This is a genomic window from Methanolobus sp. ZRKC4 (assembly GCF_045291305.1).
Classification (GTDB): Archaea; Halobacteriota; Methanosarcinia; order Methanosarcinales; family Methanosarcinaceae; genus Methanolobus.
On record NZ_CP146983.1, the window covers coordinates 2,965,900 to 2,982,813 of the forward strand.

A 16,914-nucleotide genomic window follows, 5' to 3' on the forward strand; every position below is an offset into this window, starting at 1 on the left:
TCACCTTAGTTGTTCTGCTTCCTGCGCTTCATGAATATAACTGCAGGAATTCCAAGCAATACTGCAAGTCCGATACCTACCGTTGCAAGGTTTCCACTATTTCCCTCTGCTTCATTTACGAGTTTCAATTCACGGACAGCAACTTCGGTATTGTGCTCATTTATACCATTCCTGTAATCGACCGTGATGGTTACCGGAACTGATGATTCCTGAATGTCAGATTTTGCATCCACCTCTATGGTAAAGAGTTCATCAGAATCCATTGAACCGACAAAGTATTCCTCAGGAGAGAAATCAAGTTCATCAGAAACTAGCCTGACACTCACGGAACTTAGAGTGTTCGGGTGCATGTTAGCCACATCAAACTCAAAGGTACCCTCACCATTGGTAAGTATTAGTGGTTTTGAAGGAATGACCTTTATTGCTGAGGAATCGACCTTTACAGGAATTCTCCAGTTACTATTATATGCATGTGAATTTCCTACCATAGAAAGTTCCAGATAATAAGTACCATCCTCAATATCGTCGCTGATATCCACATTGTAACTCAGGGATATGGAATCACCCGGACCGATCACACCAGAGCCTACATAACTGTCACTTGTTACATCGATACCTTCGACACCTTTGAGAACACCGGACTGAACACGTGCGTTGGTATCATAGTCCACATCATCAATGGTCACCGAACTTTCAGTTGCCGTGTTTGCGAGAGTGAAGCTTACAGTGCCAACATCCCCCGGCATAAACACAACCGGATCACAGGATATCCCTCTAAGCTCTATAGTTCCTTTACTGTCAAATGTATTTGAACCTACTTTCAGATCAAAGGAGGACTTGTACCATGAGCCTCCTGTGTATATCTGATAATAGACATCAACCGTACCGGTGCCTACCTTTGAATTCTCATCCACATACAGGCGATATTCATGGACTGCTGCATCCTCAGGAGAGAGTATACCTATAAATTCCACTGCATTGTTCTGCGAATCAAGTGAAAATGGGTATTCAGGCTCCATCTTTAAGGAAACTGCATCTGCACGACCATAGCCGACATTCTCTATTTTCACGCTCACATCAACATATTCACCGATCTGTGCCGGGAATGGATCGTACTCAATTATATTAACCTTCATTGTAGCAGCAGATGCTGCTGAAACAGGTGCTATGAAAGAAGTACTCAACATAGCAACACAAAGTAAAATGTAAAAATTTTTCTGGACAACACTATTAATTTTCATTCAAAACCACCCTCAATTATTCCCGATATAGCCATCTTTGATGTACACCACCCGGTCCGCATACTCTGTCAAATCGGGATCGTGAGTGATCATGATTATCGTTCTCCCTTTTTTATGGAGATCGGTGAAAATATTCATAATCTCAATACCGGTTTTTGAATCCAGGTTACCAGTTGGTTCATCGGCGAGGATCAGGGATGGATCATTTATAAGAGCCCTTGCAATTGCAACCCTCTGCCTTTGCCCTCCAGACAATTCCGGCGGTCGGTGGCCCATACGATCATCAAGACCTACGAGTTTTAGCAGGTCTTTGCCCCGCTGGACTGTATCCACTCCATTCTTTGAATTGGAATAAGTGGGAAGGAGTACGTTTTCATATGCACTCAAACGTGGTATCAGATTAAAGGTCTGGAAAACAAAACCAATCTCAAAACCACGCAACCTTGCAAGTTCGACCTCTGAAAGCTTGTTGATTTCTTTCCCCATAATGATAACCTGCCCGCAGTTGGGCTTGTCAAGGCAACCTATCATGTTCATAAGGGTGCTTTTACCTGAGCCTGAAGGACCCATGATTGCAACGAATTCACCTTTTTTCACGGAAAGGTCTATACTTTTCAGTATAGGGACTTCCATATCACCTACCTGATAACTCTTTTTCAGATCAGAGATATTAATGACATTAACCTCATCTGAACCATTATTGTAATCAACCACTTGAGCTCACCTCTAATTGTACCAACTTGACTATTTATCGTCAAGTCAGACAATGCGAAGCAAATACTTAAACCTTTCGATATATAGTCTGGTTTGTATATCAAAAATGTTTACTGACTATAAACAACTAAAAAAGATATCGGAAAATTCAGCACACGATTCATCCGTGCCGAAGAGCTTCCACAGGATCTAGGTTTGCAGCTTTGTTAGCAGGATACACACCAGCCACCAGTCCAACAAGCACAGATACAAAGAAACCCAGGAATATAAGATAGAACGGGAATACTGGAGGAATATTCAAAGACACTTCCACAACATAAGATCCGACCAGGCCCAGAAGTGTTCCAAGTATACCCCCGATCACCCCGACTATAATTGACTCTACAATGAAAAGCATAAGAATACCGGACCTTGTAAATCCCAGTGATTTCAGCAGACCGATCTCCCGGGTTCTTTCAGTAACAGTAACAAGCATGATGTTCATTATGCCTATAGACCCTACAATAAGAGCTACAACCGCTACAAGTGTAATCAATATGGTCAGCGAATCTGAAAGAGTATCCAGTTGCTCAATTATCTCCGCCTGGTTGAAAATGCGGTAGGGTTTTGCATCATCGTTATCCAGATCTCTGGAAGATACACCCAATGATCTTGCCAGACGCTTGTCAACCTCATCAGAGACTTCCCTCACAGATTCGGCACTTCCTGTATTCGCAGAAAAACCACCATAATCAGTGACATTGAGCATTTCGTTCAATGTAGCTATAGGGATGAATATAGTGGCATCACGATCAGGACCACCCGTTACAAAGGTATTATCCTCACTTTCAAGTATGCCTTTTACCCGGAATTTGCGGGTCACACTTGTTCCATCCTGCCGTTTGATAGTTATATCCACATAATTTTTGATGGAGATATCCTTTTCAAATTTATCCTCTGCAACATCTTTGCCAAGAATCGCTACAAATTTGTCTTTATCTGTGAAGAAATTACCCTCTTCCACCAGCAGATTGGATATATACTGTGCATCCTCAGACACACCCTGTACATCAACCTGCCTCGTAGCTGATCGGTATGTAACGGCTGCTGTTTGTTGGTTGAATGGAGAAACTCCATCTATTCCAGGAGTATTTCGGATAAGTTCCAGTTCACTATCATAGAAAATATTAACATCCTGACTGTATATGATTATAAAATTAGAACCAAGAGAACCCAGCTCATCTGTAAAATACTGGTTGAAACTTGCACCAAGGGAAACATTAGCCACAACTGCAGCGACACCTATTATGATACCAAGGGCTGTAAGGGTTGAACGCAGTTTCGCACTGCTTATACTGCCAAGAGCAATTGTGAATGCATGCCTTAGATCGATCATGATCACTCCTTCCTCAAAGCTTCAACCGGATCCATACGTGCAGCCTTCCTCGCAGGATAAACACCTGCTACGAGTCCTACGAGAAGAGAAACAAAAAAACCAAGGAATATAAGACTTAGAGGAAATATGTTTGGAAGGTCAAGAAAACTATTTGCTATCGTAGCTGTACCCATCCCAAGAGCAGTACCGAAGATTCCACCTATGAGACCTACTATCATTGATTCAATTATAAAGAGAGAAAGAACATCCTTTTCACTGAATCCAAGAGATTTCAACAGGCCAATCTCCCGCGTCCTTTCCGCAACTGTCACCAGCATAATATTCATAATACCAATGGAGCCGACGATCAGTGAAATTAATGCAACCGATGTCAGCAAAGCCGTAAGCGCAGCTGAGAGTTGGTTAGTCTGTTCGAGAATCTCAATCTGGTCGAAGAGAACATAGGGTTTTGCATCAGGATTCTCAAGGTCCCTGTTCGGAACCCCCAGGCTGCGTGCAAGTCGCTTGTCAATCTCTTCCCCGGTTGGACCAACTGCTTCAAGACTTTCGGCTTTTATGAAAAAACCACCGTAGTAGTCTATCCCAAGAATCTCGTTCATTGTATCTATTGGAATGAATATACGGACCTCCGGTTCAACTCCGGTCTGGGCAAAGGTTGTGTTTGGATCCTGCACTATACCTTTAACAATAAACTTCTGGGTCACAACCCCGCCATCCTCGAGCCTGAAAGTTATCTCGATAGGATTTTTTAGGGATATTTTCTTGTCAAACTTTTCATAGGCTACTTCTGAGCCGAGCACTGCCACATACTGATCATTGTCATCAAGGAAACTTCCCGAATCCATTTTGAAATTGGCAACTTCGGCATAATCCGAATTAACCCCTTGGATATCAATCTGCCGTGAAGTTGAAAGATATGTCACCTGGGCCATTTGCTGGTTTATCGGAGACACACCGACAACACCCGGCGTATTACGTATAAGTTCAAGCTGGCTATCAAAGAATACATTGTCATTCTGGCTATATATGACAATAAAGTTGGAGCCAACTGCTCCTATTTCATCATTGAAGAACTGGTTGAAACTGGCTCCGAGAGACACATTAGCAATTACTGCAGCAACCCCTATGATTATACCAAGAGTCGTGAGACCTGACCTTAACTTAGAACTGCCAATGCTTCCAAGAGATATCCTTATAGCCTGAGCCAGACTTAACATATAAAGTGCATCCAGTTACTCTTTTTTCATCCTGCGCTTGTAAAGGATGTAAGCACCTGCGCCCACAACGATCAGTAGGAGCACTACTATGTAGATACCGGAACCACTGTCGTTTTCAACTACGTTGTGTTTCAATTGCCGAGTATCGATCTGTTGAGTATGTTCATTCAGACCATTCCTGAACTCTGCATAAATGACAAGGTCAGCAGGGAACGACAAGTCTTCTGCCACAGCTTTTGCGTTGAGCTCAATAGTAAAGAGTTCATCAGGGTCCATGGAACCAATAAAATACTCTGCCGGAGAAAATTCAATACCTTCCGCTTCCAGTTGAACACTCACAGATGAGAGCATATTCGGATGGATGTTAGCAACATCGAATTCGAGTACTCCTTCACCATTCTCAAGTACCAGTGGCTTTGAAGGGATGACCCTGACAGATGACGAATCGACCTTTACGGGAATTCTCCAGTTGTTATTGTATGAATGGGAACTGCCTACAATGGAAAAATCGAGATAGTACGTTCCATCCGGAGTGCCTTCATCGACTTCCACGTTGTATGTCAGGTCCACTGATTCACCCGGACCGATGACACCATTTCCATAATAAGTACTTGTAGTAACTTTGATTCCTTCAACACCATCAAGAGATGCAGATTGTATTCTTGCATTGGTGTCATACTGCTCTCCGTCAATAGTTATGGAGTAATCAGTGGCACTGTTCTGAAGTGTGAATGAAATTGTACCGGTATCACCAGGCATGAAAACCTCAGGTTCTTTCACAGGATCTCCTGATAGCTGTATGGTACCCTTACTGTCGAAACTGTCAGAACCGACCCTTATCTCAAATTCCTTCTTGAACCAGGTACCACTGTTATCTTCCTGATACCATACTTCAAAAGTACCGATGCCCTGTTTTGCTGCTGTGTCAGTAAAGAGCCTGAATTCTTCAACAGCAGCATTGTCAGGAGTCAGTATCCCTATATTGACCTGTGAATTTGTGCTACTGTCTATGGAAAACGGATAATCAGGAACCATTCTTACGGAGAGACCTTCGGCTTTTGCATATCCCAAGTTCTCCACTTTGACCCATACACTCACATATTCCCCAATCTCTGCAGGAATCGGGTCGTACTTAAGAATGCTCACTCTAAGGTCTGCACCATCTGCGGCAGATGCATTCAATGGCATCATAAATGATACAATTAATAATATTAACATAATTAAAAGCGGTTTCTTTTTCCCAAACATAACCTATCCTCCGTTTTCCTCAATTATTACCAATAACTCCGTCTTTCAGATAGACGACCCTGTCTGCATATTCTGCCAGGTCAGGATCATGGGTAATCATTACTATTGTACTGCCCTTTCCATGGAGTTCCGAGAAAATTCCCATGATATCTTCACTGGTCTTTGAATCCAGGTTACCTGTAGGCTCATCCGCAAGAATGAGAGAAGGAGCATTTATTAATGCCCTTGCTATTGCAATCCTCTGCTGTTGTCCACCGGACATTTCAGATGGTTTATAGTTAATGCGATCAGTAAGCCCTACTAGTTCAACAAGCTCCTTTGCCTTTTTTCTGGCATCAATGCCTGCTTTTTTGTTAGCGTAAGTTGGAAGTTCGACATTCTGGAGAGTTGTAAGTCGTGGAACAAGGTTGAAATTCTGGAAAACAAAACCTATCTCAAAACCACGAAGTTCCGCAAGTTCATTATCGGATATGGTAGCGGTGTCTTTTCCCATCAGCCGGACACTGCCACTGGTCGGTCTGTCAAGGCAGCCTATCATGTTCATCAAGGTACTTTTGCCTGAACCGGAAGGGCCCATGATGGCAACAAATTCCCCCTTTTTCACATTGAGGTCTATCCCGTGGAGAATGGGAACTTCTATTTCCCCAAGAAGATAACTCTTACAAAGATCAACGAGTTCAATTACGGGGACAGCATCCCGTATCGGTGGACTATTGTCATTATTCCCAACCATAATTCATTCCCCGAGTTTAAGCGTTCTTAAACAACCAGCACATAATATTGATAGCAATAGCGGATTTATCAATTCAAACTAACTTTAGGCTGAACTTATAAAAAGGTTATTTACAGACTGATGTTTTCATTACATTTGCCGGGTTCTTAATTCAGAAATGTTTGTTTTTTATAAAATGATTCACCACCCCACCTGCAAAGAAAACACCATCCACTGCAACTTCGCTCTTTGACCAGATGCCTCCGGCCCTGTCAAGAAAAGCACGCATTTGTGCAGCCATCATTCCGAACCTTGTTGGTGTGCCAAAAATAATGGCATCTGCTTCGCTGAGATTCTCGACAGTTGCAACAGGAATATGCTCAAAACTCTTTTTGGATTCTGTTGCTCCCATCTTTTCAAGGACGTCAGAAGTAAAGGTTTCCTGTATTTGGTATAAGCCTACATCTGCACCGTCCACTTCCCTTGCAACTTCAAACACTGCTTTAGCCATCTTGTAGTTGTGACCTTACAAACTGTAAAAAATAACATTTATTTTCATAATCCCCACTTGTTTGAATGTCTATGCTGAGAAAACTAACAACCTGTTATATGAGGAAACTACAGACTAAATAATTTCCCAGTTGTCCGGATGAAACATAATTTTAAATACTTGATGTTAGATATACATCACATAATAAGCTTAATATCTAATATAATGTTAGAATTAAATTTGGAGTGATTTTATGGAAAAATACATCAAACTCAGTTACACACTAGCCTTTGTACTCATCATGGCCGGAATCATACTAGTTGCAATGTTTGCGGACTACCAGCAGGGTGGTATCAGCCTGATAAATATCGGAGCTATCATCCTCTTTGTCACGTTCATTGGAGCAAAACGATATCGTAATGGACCTGTAAAAGATGAAAGAACAATCAAAATCGGAGCTTACGGACTGTCATACTCATGGTTGATAACATTTATTTTAATAACTCTGCTTTTCTGGGTAGAGGAATTTGGGATAGCCCAAATGACGGTCAAGCAGATACTGGCAATACTTATGTTCACAATGATTGTCACCGCAAAGGGCATCCAGTGGTACCTCTTCAGGAAAGGATACATTGAATAAATAACAATATGCAGGGCTGATTGAATGAAAACGAGGATCAAGGAACTCAGAGCCAGATATGACCTGACCCAGGAGGACCTTGCTAACAAAGTTGGTGTCAGGCGCGAAACCATTGGTTTTCTGGAAAAAGGGAAATACAATCCCTCACTAAAACTGGCATATAAGGTTTCAGAAGTCCTTGAAACAACAATTGATGAGTTGTTCATCTTTGACGAATCGGATCTTGAGTAAGCGGGAGACAATGATGGAAGCAAAAACAAAAATATGGCTTGCAGAAGATGGGAAACCTATCATCGACGAAGACAAGGTTGCACTTCGAAAAGCCTGTGCGAAGATGGACATATCTTACAAACACGCCTGGAATGTGCTGAATAAAATCAATTAGAATAAACTATAAATATTCCAGAATGCATAATGTACTTGACTAAATATCGACAGATTCGATTATTTACAAAACGACTTGCAGATTTACGACTTCATAGGATGTGGAAAGGATGTTGGAAGTATTAACTAACCCAAACAGGTTTTTCAATAGAAAGATCAATCAGGATATCGAGTGGAAGAATCCACTAATTATAGTAGGCTTATTGGCAGTGGTAGGAGCCATTAGTGCTTATGTAGCAGTGATGAAAGTAATGGAATTCCTCCCGAATGAAGCGGCAGCTTTTGCAGGTATTGGAGCGGTAGTTGCAGTAATAGGAGCCATAATTGGTACTATCATCACATGGATATTATACAGTGCAGTGTTCTATATTGTCTCGTTGATCTTCCACGGTGAAGGTGATTTCAAAAGAGTGATGGAATTCGTTTCCTATGGACTGATTCCAAGTATAGCTGGTGGCATAATAAACCTCTATTTCACGAACAAGGTCTTTTCAAATATTGATTTTAGTATGACAGACCCTGAGTTGTTGCAGGAAGCGATATTATCAGACCCCTCCATGAGAATTGCGGGGATACTCGGAGTCATCTTTTTGCTATGGAGTGCTAATATCTGGGTATTCGGACTCCTGTACTCAAGAAATCTCAGCCTTAAGAATGCAGCAATGACCGTGGGAATTCCGGTATTAATATATGTAGTTTACACATTGTTAAACCTAAAACTCCTTGGTGTATGATAGTGAAAAATATGATCAAAATATTCGTTCTGGCTATGATACTTCTGGCCACTTTTTCATTTAGCGGGTCTGCAACTACAGAGATCAGACCTACACTAACCCTTGATTACGATATCGAACCTGAGGTATTCATGCCTGGTGACATGGGAACTATCACAGTCACCCTTGAGAACATGGCAACCGGAGAGATATATGTTGAAGAGGATGAAGAGACACTGGATATGAATGCATATATTGCCAGTGCAAGTCTTGATGGCAACAGTGGTCTGGAGATACTTGATAAGAGTTATACCGATGTCGGACTACTTGGTCCGGGAGATACTCTGAAACTCACATTCAATATCAAAGTCAAGGAGAATGCTACAAACGGTGTGCATTTCATGGACCTTATAATAGTTGGTGGCAGCAACATGTATGACCTTAACTACCGCATACCTGTAAAAGTGGACGACAGGAATGTCAAGGTAATATTGTCCAATTTCCCTTCAACCCTGATGAACGAGGTTTCCACAGTAAGCGTTGATGTAGTTAACAGAAGACCAAACGACATCACAAGTGTCATTGTAACACCATATGCAGAAGGTATGACATTCAGTCCGTCAGATTATTTTGTTGGCAGCATCCGGGAAGGAAACAAGTCAACTGCCACATTCACCCTGAACACAATGACCAGCGAAGAAGGATACAGTGAAGTCTCATTCTCAGCCTCCTATTTCAACGGGGACAATCTACATAACTCCGATACGGCAGCTAAGGATGTAAGAATAATAAAACAATCACCACTTGTGTTCACCGGTATTGAGATCGAAAAGGCAGGTAACAAATACACCATCTCAGGTGACCTGAACAACTTTGGCATTACGGATGCAAAGAATGTGATGGTATCAATAGATGATGTCGATGGTGTGGAACCCATGCAGCCCTATGCCAATTATTTCATCGGTACTCTGGAAGCAGATGACTTCAGCAGCTTTGACCTCAGTGCTCAGGTAACGTCAGGGAACATTTCTGCTATACCAGTACTCATCGAATTCCGTGACCCGGACAATGCTTACACTGCTATTTCCCAGGAAATATCAATGGAAGCAGGAAACACCTATTCAAACAGCGAGGATGAAGGAAGCTCACTGGGGACCTGGTTAATTGCAGGACTAATTGCTATTGGTATTGTAGCTGTTATAGGATACTCATGGAAAAAACGCAGGGATGAAGAAAATGAAGAAGAGGATGGGGAAGAAAACAACGAAATTCCCGACGAGGATTCCTCCCTTGAATAAGCGGTGCTTACATGCAACATCCCATAGTACAACTGCAAGATGTAGCCCGCATATACACTCTCGGAAAGAACAAGATATATGCCCTTAACGGAGTCAGCTTTTCAATTGAAAAAGGTGACTTTGTCACAATTATGGGATCATCCGGCTCTGGTAAAAGTACTCTTTTGAATATGATCGGCTGCCTTGATCTTCCCACATCCGGTAAAGTGAAGGTCAATAATGTAGACCTGTCTAAACTGGATGATGATGGCCTTACAGCCATCCGTAGAAACAATATAGGTTTTATTTTCCAGCAATTCAACCTCATACCGACCCTTACAGCCTTGGAGAATGTTGAGATTCCTATGATATTCAATGGAGCATCCACTGAGAAAAGAAGGAAAAAAGCTCTTGAGGCACTAAAAAAAGCAGATCTTCCACTGGAATTTGCAGATCACAAACCAAATGAGATGTCCGGTGGACAACAGCAGAGGGTCGCAATTGCAAGGGCACTGGCAAACGACCCACCAATACTGCTTGCAGACGAGCCTACAGGAAACCTGGATACTAAGACCGGACACAACATAATGGAATTGTTAAAGGAACTCAATGGTACAGGAACGACTGTTATCGTAGTCACGCACGACCCTAAACTGGAAGAATATTCCCACACAACCATAAATATACAGGATGGGGAGGTTTTGGAATGAAAATAAAGCATCCCAACGTGCTCAAAAACAACATGTATGCCGAACTGGCAAAAAGGAACCTCAAACGGCAGTCAGTACGTACAATACTCGCAGCTATCGGCATCATAATAGGGGTTATTGCAATATCTTCAATGGGAATCCTTGGTAACAGCCTGAAACTCTCGGTCACTGATTCATTTGCAGATATCGGAGACAAACTCGTAGTTTCCCCTGCTCCGGGAGAGGATTCTATCACTGACAAGCAGATCGACCAGATGCAAAAGGTAGGGAACATTGAAAGTATAATCCCCGTGGCATCCAGTGGAGAGCTGGTCGAGTATAGAAACGGTGGAAGCACTGTACAGTCGTTCGTTGCAGTTTACAATATTGAAAGAGATGATCTTGAAAAACTTGTTGAGCTGGAAGAAGGACGTTATTTCAAATCAGGGTCAACAGATTGTGTTGTCGGCTCAAGTGTGGCCAGTAACCTGGAACTTAGCCCCGGGCAGAAAATAGAGATAGACGACTCGAAGTTAAGAGTTGTCGGAATACTCAAGGAAAGAGGACTTGGATTTGATATCGATACGGACAGCGGTATATTCACTTCCTCGGCGATGTATGATAAATTATATCCTAATGCCGATGAAGGTTATGATCAGGCCATTGTAATTGTAAAAGATATAGACGAGATCGATGCTGTTTCAGATGAAATTGAAGACAGGATAAATAAGAAAGATGAACTTATCATGATCTTTGCCACCAATATGATAACAGAAAGTATTGATGGTGTTTTTGATGCAATCTCCCTCTTTCTCATGGGAATCGGCTCAATATCCCTGCTGGTGGCAGGCGTAAGTATCCTCAACGTGATGCTCATGTCAACCATGGAGCGTACCAAAGAGATAGGAGTCATGAAAGCAGTGGGTGCATCCAGGAAAGACATACTCAAGATGTTCCTTCTGGAAGCACTGTTCCTTGGAGTAATCGCCAGCACAGCAGGAGCAATGCTCACAGTTGGCGGCAGCTATCTGGTAATGCTACTGGTAGTGAAGGACACTTCATACCTGTTCACATTTTCCAGCATGCTATACGTAATGGAAGGTTTCTTCTTCGGTATTGCAACAAGCCTTGTAGGCGGCATGTACCCTGCATTGAAGGCTTCAAGAATGAAGCCACTGGACGCATTGAGATATGAATGATGCACATATGCAGGTGTGCATTCATCATTTCACGTCCTGATAATACTGTCATTTTCCAGCCTCAAAAAAGCAAGTTCGAAAAAGATATCAATTGAGTTCACAGATTGCTATAAATAGTATCAAAAATAACTTTATTTAAATACAGGAGCCATGATATGAGATCTGCTTTTTTGTCCCTGACAGCTATCCTACTGATAATAACCCTTACAAGCCCTTCTTTTGCAATAGATTGTGCATCAGATACCTACGATATTGGCATCATCGACATCTACTCGGATCTTGAGACATGTGACATAACATTGCACAGCTCTGAACAGGTCAGCGGGATGGAACTTGAGGTCTACATTGAACATGAAGGCAGCATGCTGGACAGGAAATCTTTTACCATAGACAGTATCTCACCCGGCTCAGATATAATTAAAGCATTTGAGTGGAACACCGACAACAAAGGTGATGGAAAATACACTGTAAAGAGCATTATCTCAAAAGATGGATGCACCATCCATGAGAATATACATCATTTTGTTAACGGAAGGCAGACCATACCAAGGATCACAGTTGATGATCTGGTACCCAACTCGCAGGGTTTCAGTGTAATGATAACACCGCAGAAAGCTGTGCTCGTTGATGTAGAATACATGCTTATGGACGGTTCTGATGTGATCTATTCGGGTACTGAGAAAAAGATATCTGTACACACGCAGCCAATGGAAGTAAGTAAGGACTGGAACGTGCTGCTTGAGAACAATAAGGAGTACATCGGAAGGGTCAAAGTCAAAATGTACTCACCTTCTGTGAATTATATTGCCCTTACCGAGGATTTCATGGCAACAGATGATGTCTTTATCAGTGACACATATGAAGATGATATTGGAGCCAGTGCAACCATTGACGGTATATCGCAGGTCCCTTTTACTGGCACAGTTAGATTTACAGTATCAAAGCAGGAAGACAATAGTGAAACTGTAATTGAATCCGTTATAAAGAAGTCACCCGTCCTTCTCAATGGAGACGATGAAACTGTTGAAACAATATGGGACGAGCGTCTCACCAGCGGGGTATATGCACTTGTGATTGAAGTTATCGGCAATGACGGGGACACACTTGATGTTGAAGAAAGCATCATCGAATCGGACTATGAACCTTCAGCTGAACCGACTAACACAACTACTGAAGATGCAGAGCAATCTCCCGGGTTCATGATTCCTGCCACCCTGGCCATCATTGTAATTACTGCAGCAGTATTCAGGCGAGAATAACATCGAAGGTTGTGACCGATGCGATATGAATTATTCATTGCGCTGCGCCATATAAAAGCAAGAAAAAGACAGACAATTCTCTCAGTTGCAGCCATCGGAATAGCTGTTATGATCCTGATGGTATCCCAGTCATTCATGGCAGGATTTACACAGGAACTTTACAGTAAGACTGTTAATAACCTTCCCCACGTTGTGGTTTCACCCCAGGATGGAGAAGACTACATCCATCTCTACAAGAACATTGTCGAAAAGATCAATGGTATCGATGGTGTTGTTGCCTCATCACCCTACCTCATAGGTGAGGCTTCTTTCAAATTCAAGGACAATACCAAAAACGCTGCCATGAAGGGAATAATTCCATCGCAGGAAGATGCGGTTGCCCATACAAAAAAAGATATTATAAAAGGGAACTTCGATGAACTTACATATTCCGATACGAGTATCGTTATAGGAGACACCTTTGCAGAGGATATGGAGCTGGACATTGGAGACAGCGTGGAAGTATCATTCCCCAATTCAAACCCGGTTTCACTGAGAGTTATAGCAATCTACGATACCGGAACGTCACTGGATGAAAGCCTGACATATATTTCACTTAAAGCAGCACAGGATTTTTACGATATTCAGGATGTCATAAACGGCATATCCCTGAGGTTAGAGGATTTCAACCGGGACAGGGAGATAGCACAGATAATCGAAGATAATGGTTACAATGCTGCAGGATGGACTGTGAACAACCCGGAAATATTGAGAACCATTGCCATTGAGACCGTATCGAACAATGTGACACTTGGATTCATTCTCCTTATAGCCTCCTTCGGGGTTGTAAGCACACTGAATATGGTAGTAATGGGAAAAGTGAAAGAGATTGGAATACTGCTGGCAATGGGTGCCACGAAATCAAATATCAGATTCATATTCCTGATTGAAAGCGGAATACTTGGCCTTGCAGGTGCAGTTTTTGGAACACTGGCAGGAGTTGCACTGGCACTATCGATCGGAAGTTACCCGCTTCCTGAAGGCGTATACGGCCTGGACTCCATACCGGTGGTTGTAAGGATCAAAGATGTACTGACAATAATCACAATTGTATTTTTACTGAACCTCATCGCAGGCATTTATCCTGCACAAAGGGCGGCCAGTCTTGACCCGGTTGAAGCTATATCTACAAGATAAATAGAACAAACACTGTCCCAGCTTAATGTTATTTTTCCGGCTCCCCGTTGTACCAGACAATTCCCTCGAATCTGCAAACTGACATCTTTTTTTTGAGAATAAGATAGTACATTATCTTGAATGTTGCATAGAGATGAAAGTAAAAGTAAAAGACTGGTTTTGAGAAGGAACCTTCTAAATAGACTATCTCTTTGTTATCCACAAGAGAATCATCAATGAAACGGACAAGACCATCTGTTTTCATCACTTCGAAAACTGCACCTTGTGGCATTCGGGGACCTATCACCATCACATCTTTTTCCATGCCATCATCGGCAATGCTCCCTTCAATAAAACCATAATTGAATATTGTCGGTATAGGTGACAGGAATTCTTTGACGAACTGTGATCCTTTTTTATTATATTTAAAAAAACTGTATTTCGGCGTCTCGATCACAATCTTCATGAAACGTTATTGGTACGCTTTATAAAAAAACATAGGGATGCGAACGGGCAAAGGGGGGGTTGAATGTACAGGTATGGTGGTTGGAGTGTATTGGAGAGGTACTAATAAATAGACCTAAAAATAAACCCGTTCGCAATTACACAAACGTCTTTTGTATATATATACCTTTCGTCCATATACGAACAAACTTTTATGCTTTAGTTAGAAAGACAAGAACGATCATGCACTTTCAATCGCTTCAACAGGATCAAGTCTTGAAGCACGCCTTGCAGGATAGACGGCTGCAACGATATTAATCAGGAATGAGAAGATGATTGCATAAGCATAGTTCATGATATCAGTTTTAAGCGGAAGAGTTGTCAGACCGAAGTACATCTCCTGAGGAAGGTCTATTTGATATGAGGACAGCGCAGTTGAACCTAAATAACCGAGAACACAACCAACTAAAACACCCATAGTCCCCATTATCAGCGATTCCAGCAGGAAGATTCTGGTTATATGCTTTTTCGAAGCACCCATCGCCATTAGCATTCCAATTTCCATTTTCTTGTCCATTACCACGGTGATAAGAGTATTGGCAACCCCAAAACCAGCTATCGCATAGATAAGCCCGTAGAACAGCCATACGATCACCTGCTGAGTATTAAGCAGTTCGAGTATCTCACTGTTAGCCTCGATCCAGCTTACCGCATCAAGACCAGTCTCCGATTCTATAGAACTTGCAATTGTATCAGCCTGGAAAGGATCGACAACCCTTATATTGATCTTGCTTGCAACACCATTCTCATCAAAGAAATCCAGGGCAGAGTCAAACCGAATGTAAGCAATGCTTTCATCGTTCGGAGTTCCGCTGCTGAATATGCCTATTATTTTGTAGGATGAAGCTCCAAACCCCGGCATGACAATGTCAACATTTTGTCCTGTGACAACATCAAGATCTTCTGCAAGCCTGTCACCAATCACTATACCGTTATTACTCCTACCAAGAGCAAAGAGATCACCTGAAACAATGTCATCAGATATGCGCATAACAGCATCTTCTGCAATTGGGTCAATTCCATTGAGATTAATGCCCTCTGCATTATCCTTATGGCTTATAGCCGCCTGCCCAATGAATACAGGAGACACAGCCTCGACTCCATCCATAGCAGCTATCTGCCCAGAGTAATAATTGTAGAAATGAACATAATCCTCTTTCTGATCTGCTGAGCTCACAACAATATGCGGAGAATTCTCCACTGTGGTGGAGATCAGCTCTTCAGTGAACCCAGACATCATGGACATCAGGACAACAATGACCCCTATGGCCAGAGCTACAGCAAAAACAGCAAAGAATGTGAGTCTTTTGCGTGCACTTATGTGCCTGAGGGCTATTCTCAACTCATACATGGACCAGCTACCTAGGAAGAGATTTGACTGTTACAATATAACTATTCCGTGAATATACAAAAGAATAACCCGAATTTCATTTACTGATTTGAAAGCGCAAGCTCCACAGCGATGAATGAGTATATTCCTGCTTTAGCCCTGTTGATATGTTTACCCATATTCGGCCTTTCCATAATTTTGATGCCAATAAAACCTGCAAAGAAAGATACAATGAAAAAGACAACTAAAGCCTGGACAAGGAATACAGCCCCAAGGAAGATCATCTGTGTTGGAACACTTCCGGCATTTGTATTTACGAATTGAGGCAGGAACGCAAGGAAGAAAAGAGAAACTTTGGGATTCAGCAGATTCATGAAGATGCCTCTCCTGTAAAGGAGGGAATGATCGGTCTTTTTTACGCTCTCCATGGATGCAAAACCGCCTTCTTCGCGAATTGCTTTGTAAGCAAGATAAAGAAGATAGATTGCTCCTGCATATTTCAGAATGCTGAAAGCCAGGGCTGAATTATAGAGAATGGCAGATACACCCAGTGCTGCAGCTGTAGTGTGGAACAGTAGTCCTGTACACAAGCCTGATGCCGTTGCAATGCCGGCTGCCTTTCCCTGAGATATGCTCATTGTGAGAACAAAGATGATATCAGGACCAGGTAACAAAGTCAGAGCTATTGATGCTGCAAGAAAGTACAGGAGCTGTGTGGGTTCTATCAATTACTCACCTATTTCCGGGAAATCAGGAATAGAACATTA

At 42.2% G+C, this 16,914-nt stretch carries 19 protein-coding genes; 9 read left to right on the top strand and 10 right to left on the bottom strand.

Annotation, left to right across the window (positions count from 1 at the left end):
- Window positions 1-5 precede the first annotated feature (5 nt).
- The 7 genes from V7O67_RS14575 to V7O67_RS14605 all read right to left on the bottom strand — a co-directional run bounded on the left by V7O67_RS14575 (window position 6) and on the right by V7O67_RS14605 (window position 7,018).
- Window positions 6-1,241 carry a COG1361 S-layer family protein gene (locus V7O67_RS14575; protein WP_406670368.1) on the bottom strand — a complete coding sequence of 412 codons (1,236 nt, stop codon included), beginning with the start codon at window positions 1,239-1,241 and terminating at the stop codon, window positions 6-8.
- Window positions 1,242-1,253: 12 nt separating this feature from the next.
- A complete protein-coding gene (locus tag V7O67_RS14580; RefSeq protein WP_406670369.1) occupies window positions 1,254-1,955 on the bottom strand; it encodes an ABC transporter ATP-binding protein in 702 nt (233 codons plus the stop codon).
- Between the two features lie 160 nt (window positions 1,956-2,115).
- Entirely contained in the window at window positions 2,116-3,330 is a 1,215-nt protein-coding gene (locus tag V7O67_RS14585; RefSeq protein ID WP_342304151.1) for an ABC transporter permease, read from the bottom strand.
- Between the two features lie 2 nt (window positions 3,331-3,332).
- Complete coding sequence (locus V7O67_RS14590; protein ID WP_406670370.1) at window positions 3,333-4,547, bottom strand: ABC transporter permease; 1,215 nt, start codon at window positions 4,545-4,547, stop codon at window positions 3,333-3,335.
- A gap of 15 nt (window positions 4,548-4,562) precedes the next feature.
- Window positions 4,563-5,795: a COG1361 S-layer family protein gene (locus V7O67_RS14595; protein WP_342304149.1), complete on the bottom strand. Its 1,233-nt coding sequence runs from the start codon at window positions 5,793-5,795 to the stop codon at window positions 4,563-4,565.
- Between the two features lie 19 nt (window positions 5,796-5,814).
- Window positions 5,815-6,528, bottom strand: a complete 714-nt coding sequence (locus tag V7O67_RS14600; protein WP_406670371.1) for an ABC transporter ATP-binding protein — start codon at window positions 6,526-6,528, stop codon at window positions 5,815-5,817.
- Window positions 6,529-6,679: 151 nt separating this feature from the next.
- Window positions 6,680-7,018 (bottom strand): NAD(P)H-dependent oxidoreductase, encoded by a 339-nt coding sequence (locus V7O67_RS14605; protein ID WP_406670372.1) that lies wholly within the window; start codon window positions 7,016-7,018, stop codon window positions 6,680-6,682.
- A 232-nt stretch (window positions 7,019-7,250) separates the two neighbouring features.
- On the opposite strand from V7O67_RS14605, the gene V7O67_RS14610 reads away from it, so the two are divergent.
- The 9 genes from V7O67_RS14610 to V7O67_RS14650 all read left to right on the top strand — a co-directional run bounded on the left by V7O67_RS14610 (window position 7,251) and on the right by V7O67_RS14650 (window position 14,334).
- Entirely contained in the window at window positions 7,251-7,637 is a 387-nt protein-coding gene (locus V7O67_RS14610; protein ID WP_342304147.1) for a hypothetical protein, read from the top strand.
- 24 nt (window positions 7,638-7,661) lie between these two features.
- Window positions 7,662-7,868, top strand: a complete 207-nt coding sequence (locus V7O67_RS14615; protein WP_342304146.1) for a helix-turn-helix transcriptional regulator — start codon at window positions 7,662-7,664, stop codon at window positions 7,866-7,868.
- A 13-nt stretch (window positions 7,869-7,881) separates the two neighbouring features.
- A complete protein-coding gene (locus V7O67_RS14620; RefSeq protein ID WP_406670373.1) occupies window positions 7,882-8,022 on the top strand; it encodes a winged helix-turn-helix domain-containing protein in 141 nt (46 codons plus the stop codon).
- Between the two features lie 109 nt (window positions 8,023-8,131).
- Window positions 8,132-8,755 carry a Yip1 family protein gene (locus V7O67_RS14625; RefSeq protein WP_342304144.1) on the top strand — a complete coding sequence of 208 codons (624 nt, stop codon included), beginning with the start codon at window positions 8,132-8,134 and terminating at the stop codon, window positions 8,753-8,755.
- Window positions 8,752-10,032 (top strand): hypothetical protein, encoded by a 1,281-nt coding sequence (locus V7O67_RS14630; protein WP_342304143.1) that lies wholly within the window; start codon window positions 8,752-8,754, stop codon window positions 10,030-10,032. The genes V7O67_RS14625 and V7O67_RS14630 overlap by 4 nt, the downstream gene beginning before the upstream one ends.
- A gap of 11 nt (window positions 10,033-10,043) precedes the next feature.
- The gene (locus tag V7O67_RS14635) at window positions 10,044-10,721 is read left to right on the top strand and encodes an ABC transporter ATP-binding protein (RefSeq protein WP_342304142.1); all 678 of its coding nucleotides are present in this window, start codon (window positions 10,044-10,046) and stop codon (window positions 10,719-10,721) included.
- Entirely contained in the window at window positions 10,718-11,899 is a 1,182-nt protein-coding gene (locus tag V7O67_RS14640) for an ABC transporter permease (RefSeq protein ID WP_406670375.1), read from the top strand. The genes V7O67_RS14635 and V7O67_RS14640 overlap by 4 nt, the downstream gene beginning before the upstream one ends.
- 155 nt (window positions 11,900-12,054) lie before the next feature.
- A complete protein-coding gene (locus tag V7O67_RS14645; RefSeq protein ID WP_342304140.1) occupies window positions 12,055-13,158 on the top strand; it encodes a hypothetical protein in 1,104 nt (367 codons plus the stop codon).
- An 18-nt stretch (window positions 13,159-13,176) separates the two neighbouring features.
- Window positions 13,177-14,334, top strand: coding sequence for an ABC transporter permease (locus tag V7O67_RS14650; protein WP_342304139.1), 1,158 nt, complete (start codon window positions 13,177-13,179; stop codon window positions 14,332-14,334).
- A 28-nt stretch (window positions 14,335-14,362) separates the two neighbouring features.
- Here V7O67_RS14650 and V7O67_RS14655 read toward each other — a convergent pair whose 3' ends face one another.
- From V7O67_RS14655 to V7O67_RS14665, 3 genes are all read right to left on the bottom strand, one after another.
- A complete protein-coding gene (locus V7O67_RS14655; RefSeq protein ID WP_342304137.1) occupies window positions 14,363-14,779 on the bottom strand; it encodes an inorganic diphosphatase in 417 nt (138 codons plus the stop codon).
- 219 nt (window positions 14,780-14,998) lie between these two features.
- Window positions 14,999-16,168 carry an ABC transporter permease gene (locus V7O67_RS14660; RefSeq protein WP_406670376.1) on the bottom strand — a complete coding sequence of 390 codons (1,170 nt, stop codon included), beginning with the start codon at window positions 16,166-16,168 and terminating at the stop codon, window positions 14,999-15,001.
- A gap of 80 nt (window positions 16,169-16,248) precedes the next feature.
- A complete protein-coding gene (locus V7O67_RS14665; RefSeq protein WP_406670377.1) occupies window positions 16,249-16,875 on the bottom strand; it encodes a LysE family translocator in 627 nt (208 codons plus the stop codon).
- Window positions 16,876-16,914 lie beyond the last annotated feature (39 nt).

What these genes read in the sequence shown, in the direction of transcription:
- V7O67_RS14575 (WP_406670368.1), bottom strand. Translation starts at nt 1,241, where the DNA reads ATGAAAATTAATAGTGTTGTCCAGAAAAATTTTTACATTTTACTTTGT.
- V7O67_RS14585 (WP_342304151.1), bottom strand. Translation starts at nt 3,330, where the DNA reads ATGATCGATCTAAGGCATGCATTCACAATTGCTCTTGGCAGTATAAGC.
- V7O67_RS14590 (WP_406670370.1), bottom strand. Translation starts at nt 4,547, where the DNA reads ATGTTAAGTCTGGCTCAGGCTATAAGGATATCTCTTGGAAGCATTGGC.
- V7O67_RS14595 (WP_342304149.1), bottom strand. Translation starts at nt 5,795, where the DNA reads ATGTTTGGGAAAAAGAAACCGCTTTTAATTATGTTAATATTATTAATT.
- V7O67_RS14600 (WP_406670371.1), bottom strand. Translation starts at nt 6,528, where the DNA reads ATGGTTGGGAATAATGACAATAGTCCACCGATACGGGATGCTGTCCCC.
- V7O67_RS14605 (WP_406670372.1), bottom strand. Translation starts at nt 7,018, where the DNA reads ATGGCTAAAGCAGTGTTTGAAGTTGCAAGGGAAGTGGACGGTGCAGAT.
- V7O67_RS14610 (WP_342304147.1), top strand. Translation starts at nt 7,251, where the DNA reads ATGGAAAAATACATCAAACTCAGTTACACACTAGCCTTTGTACTCATC.
- V7O67_RS14615 (WP_342304146.1), top strand. Translation starts at nt 7,662, where the DNA reads ATGAAAACGAGGATCAAGGAACTCAGAGCCAGATATGACCTGACCCAG.
- V7O67_RS14620 (WP_406670373.1), top strand. Translation starts at nt 7,882, where the DNA reads ATGGAAGCAAAAACAAAAATATGGCTTGCAGAAGATGGGAAACCTATC.
- V7O67_RS14625 (WP_342304144.1), top strand. Translation starts at nt 8,132, where the DNA reads ATGTTGGAAGTATTAACTAACCCAAACAGGTTTTTCAATAGAAAGATC.
- V7O67_RS14630 (WP_342304143.1), top strand. Translation starts at nt 8,752, where the DNA reads ATGATAGTGAAAAATATGATCAAAATATTCGTTCTGGCTATGATACTT.
- V7O67_RS14635 (WP_342304142.1), top strand. Translation starts at nt 10,044, where the DNA reads ATGCAACATCCCATAGTACAACTGCAAGATGTAGCCCGCATATACACT.
- V7O67_RS14640 (WP_406670375.1), top strand. Translation starts at nt 10,718, where the DNA reads ATGAAAATAAAGCATCCCAACGTGCTCAAAAACAACATGTATGCCGAA.
- V7O67_RS14645 (WP_342304140.1), top strand. Translation starts at nt 12,055, where the DNA reads ATGAGATCTGCTTTTTTGTCCCTGACAGCTATCCTACTGATAATAACC.
- V7O67_RS14650 (WP_342304139.1), top strand. Translation starts at nt 13,177, where the DNA reads ATGCGATATGAATTATTCATTGCGCTGCGCCATATAAAAGCAAGAAAA.
- V7O67_RS14655 (WP_342304137.1), bottom strand. Translation starts at nt 14,779, where the DNA reads ATGAAGATTGTGATCGAGACGCCGAAATACAGTTTTTTTAAATATAAT.
- V7O67_RS14660 (WP_406670376.1), bottom strand. Translation starts at nt 16,168, where the DNA reads ATGTATGAGTTGAGAATAGCCCTCAGGCACATAAGTGCACGCAAAAGA.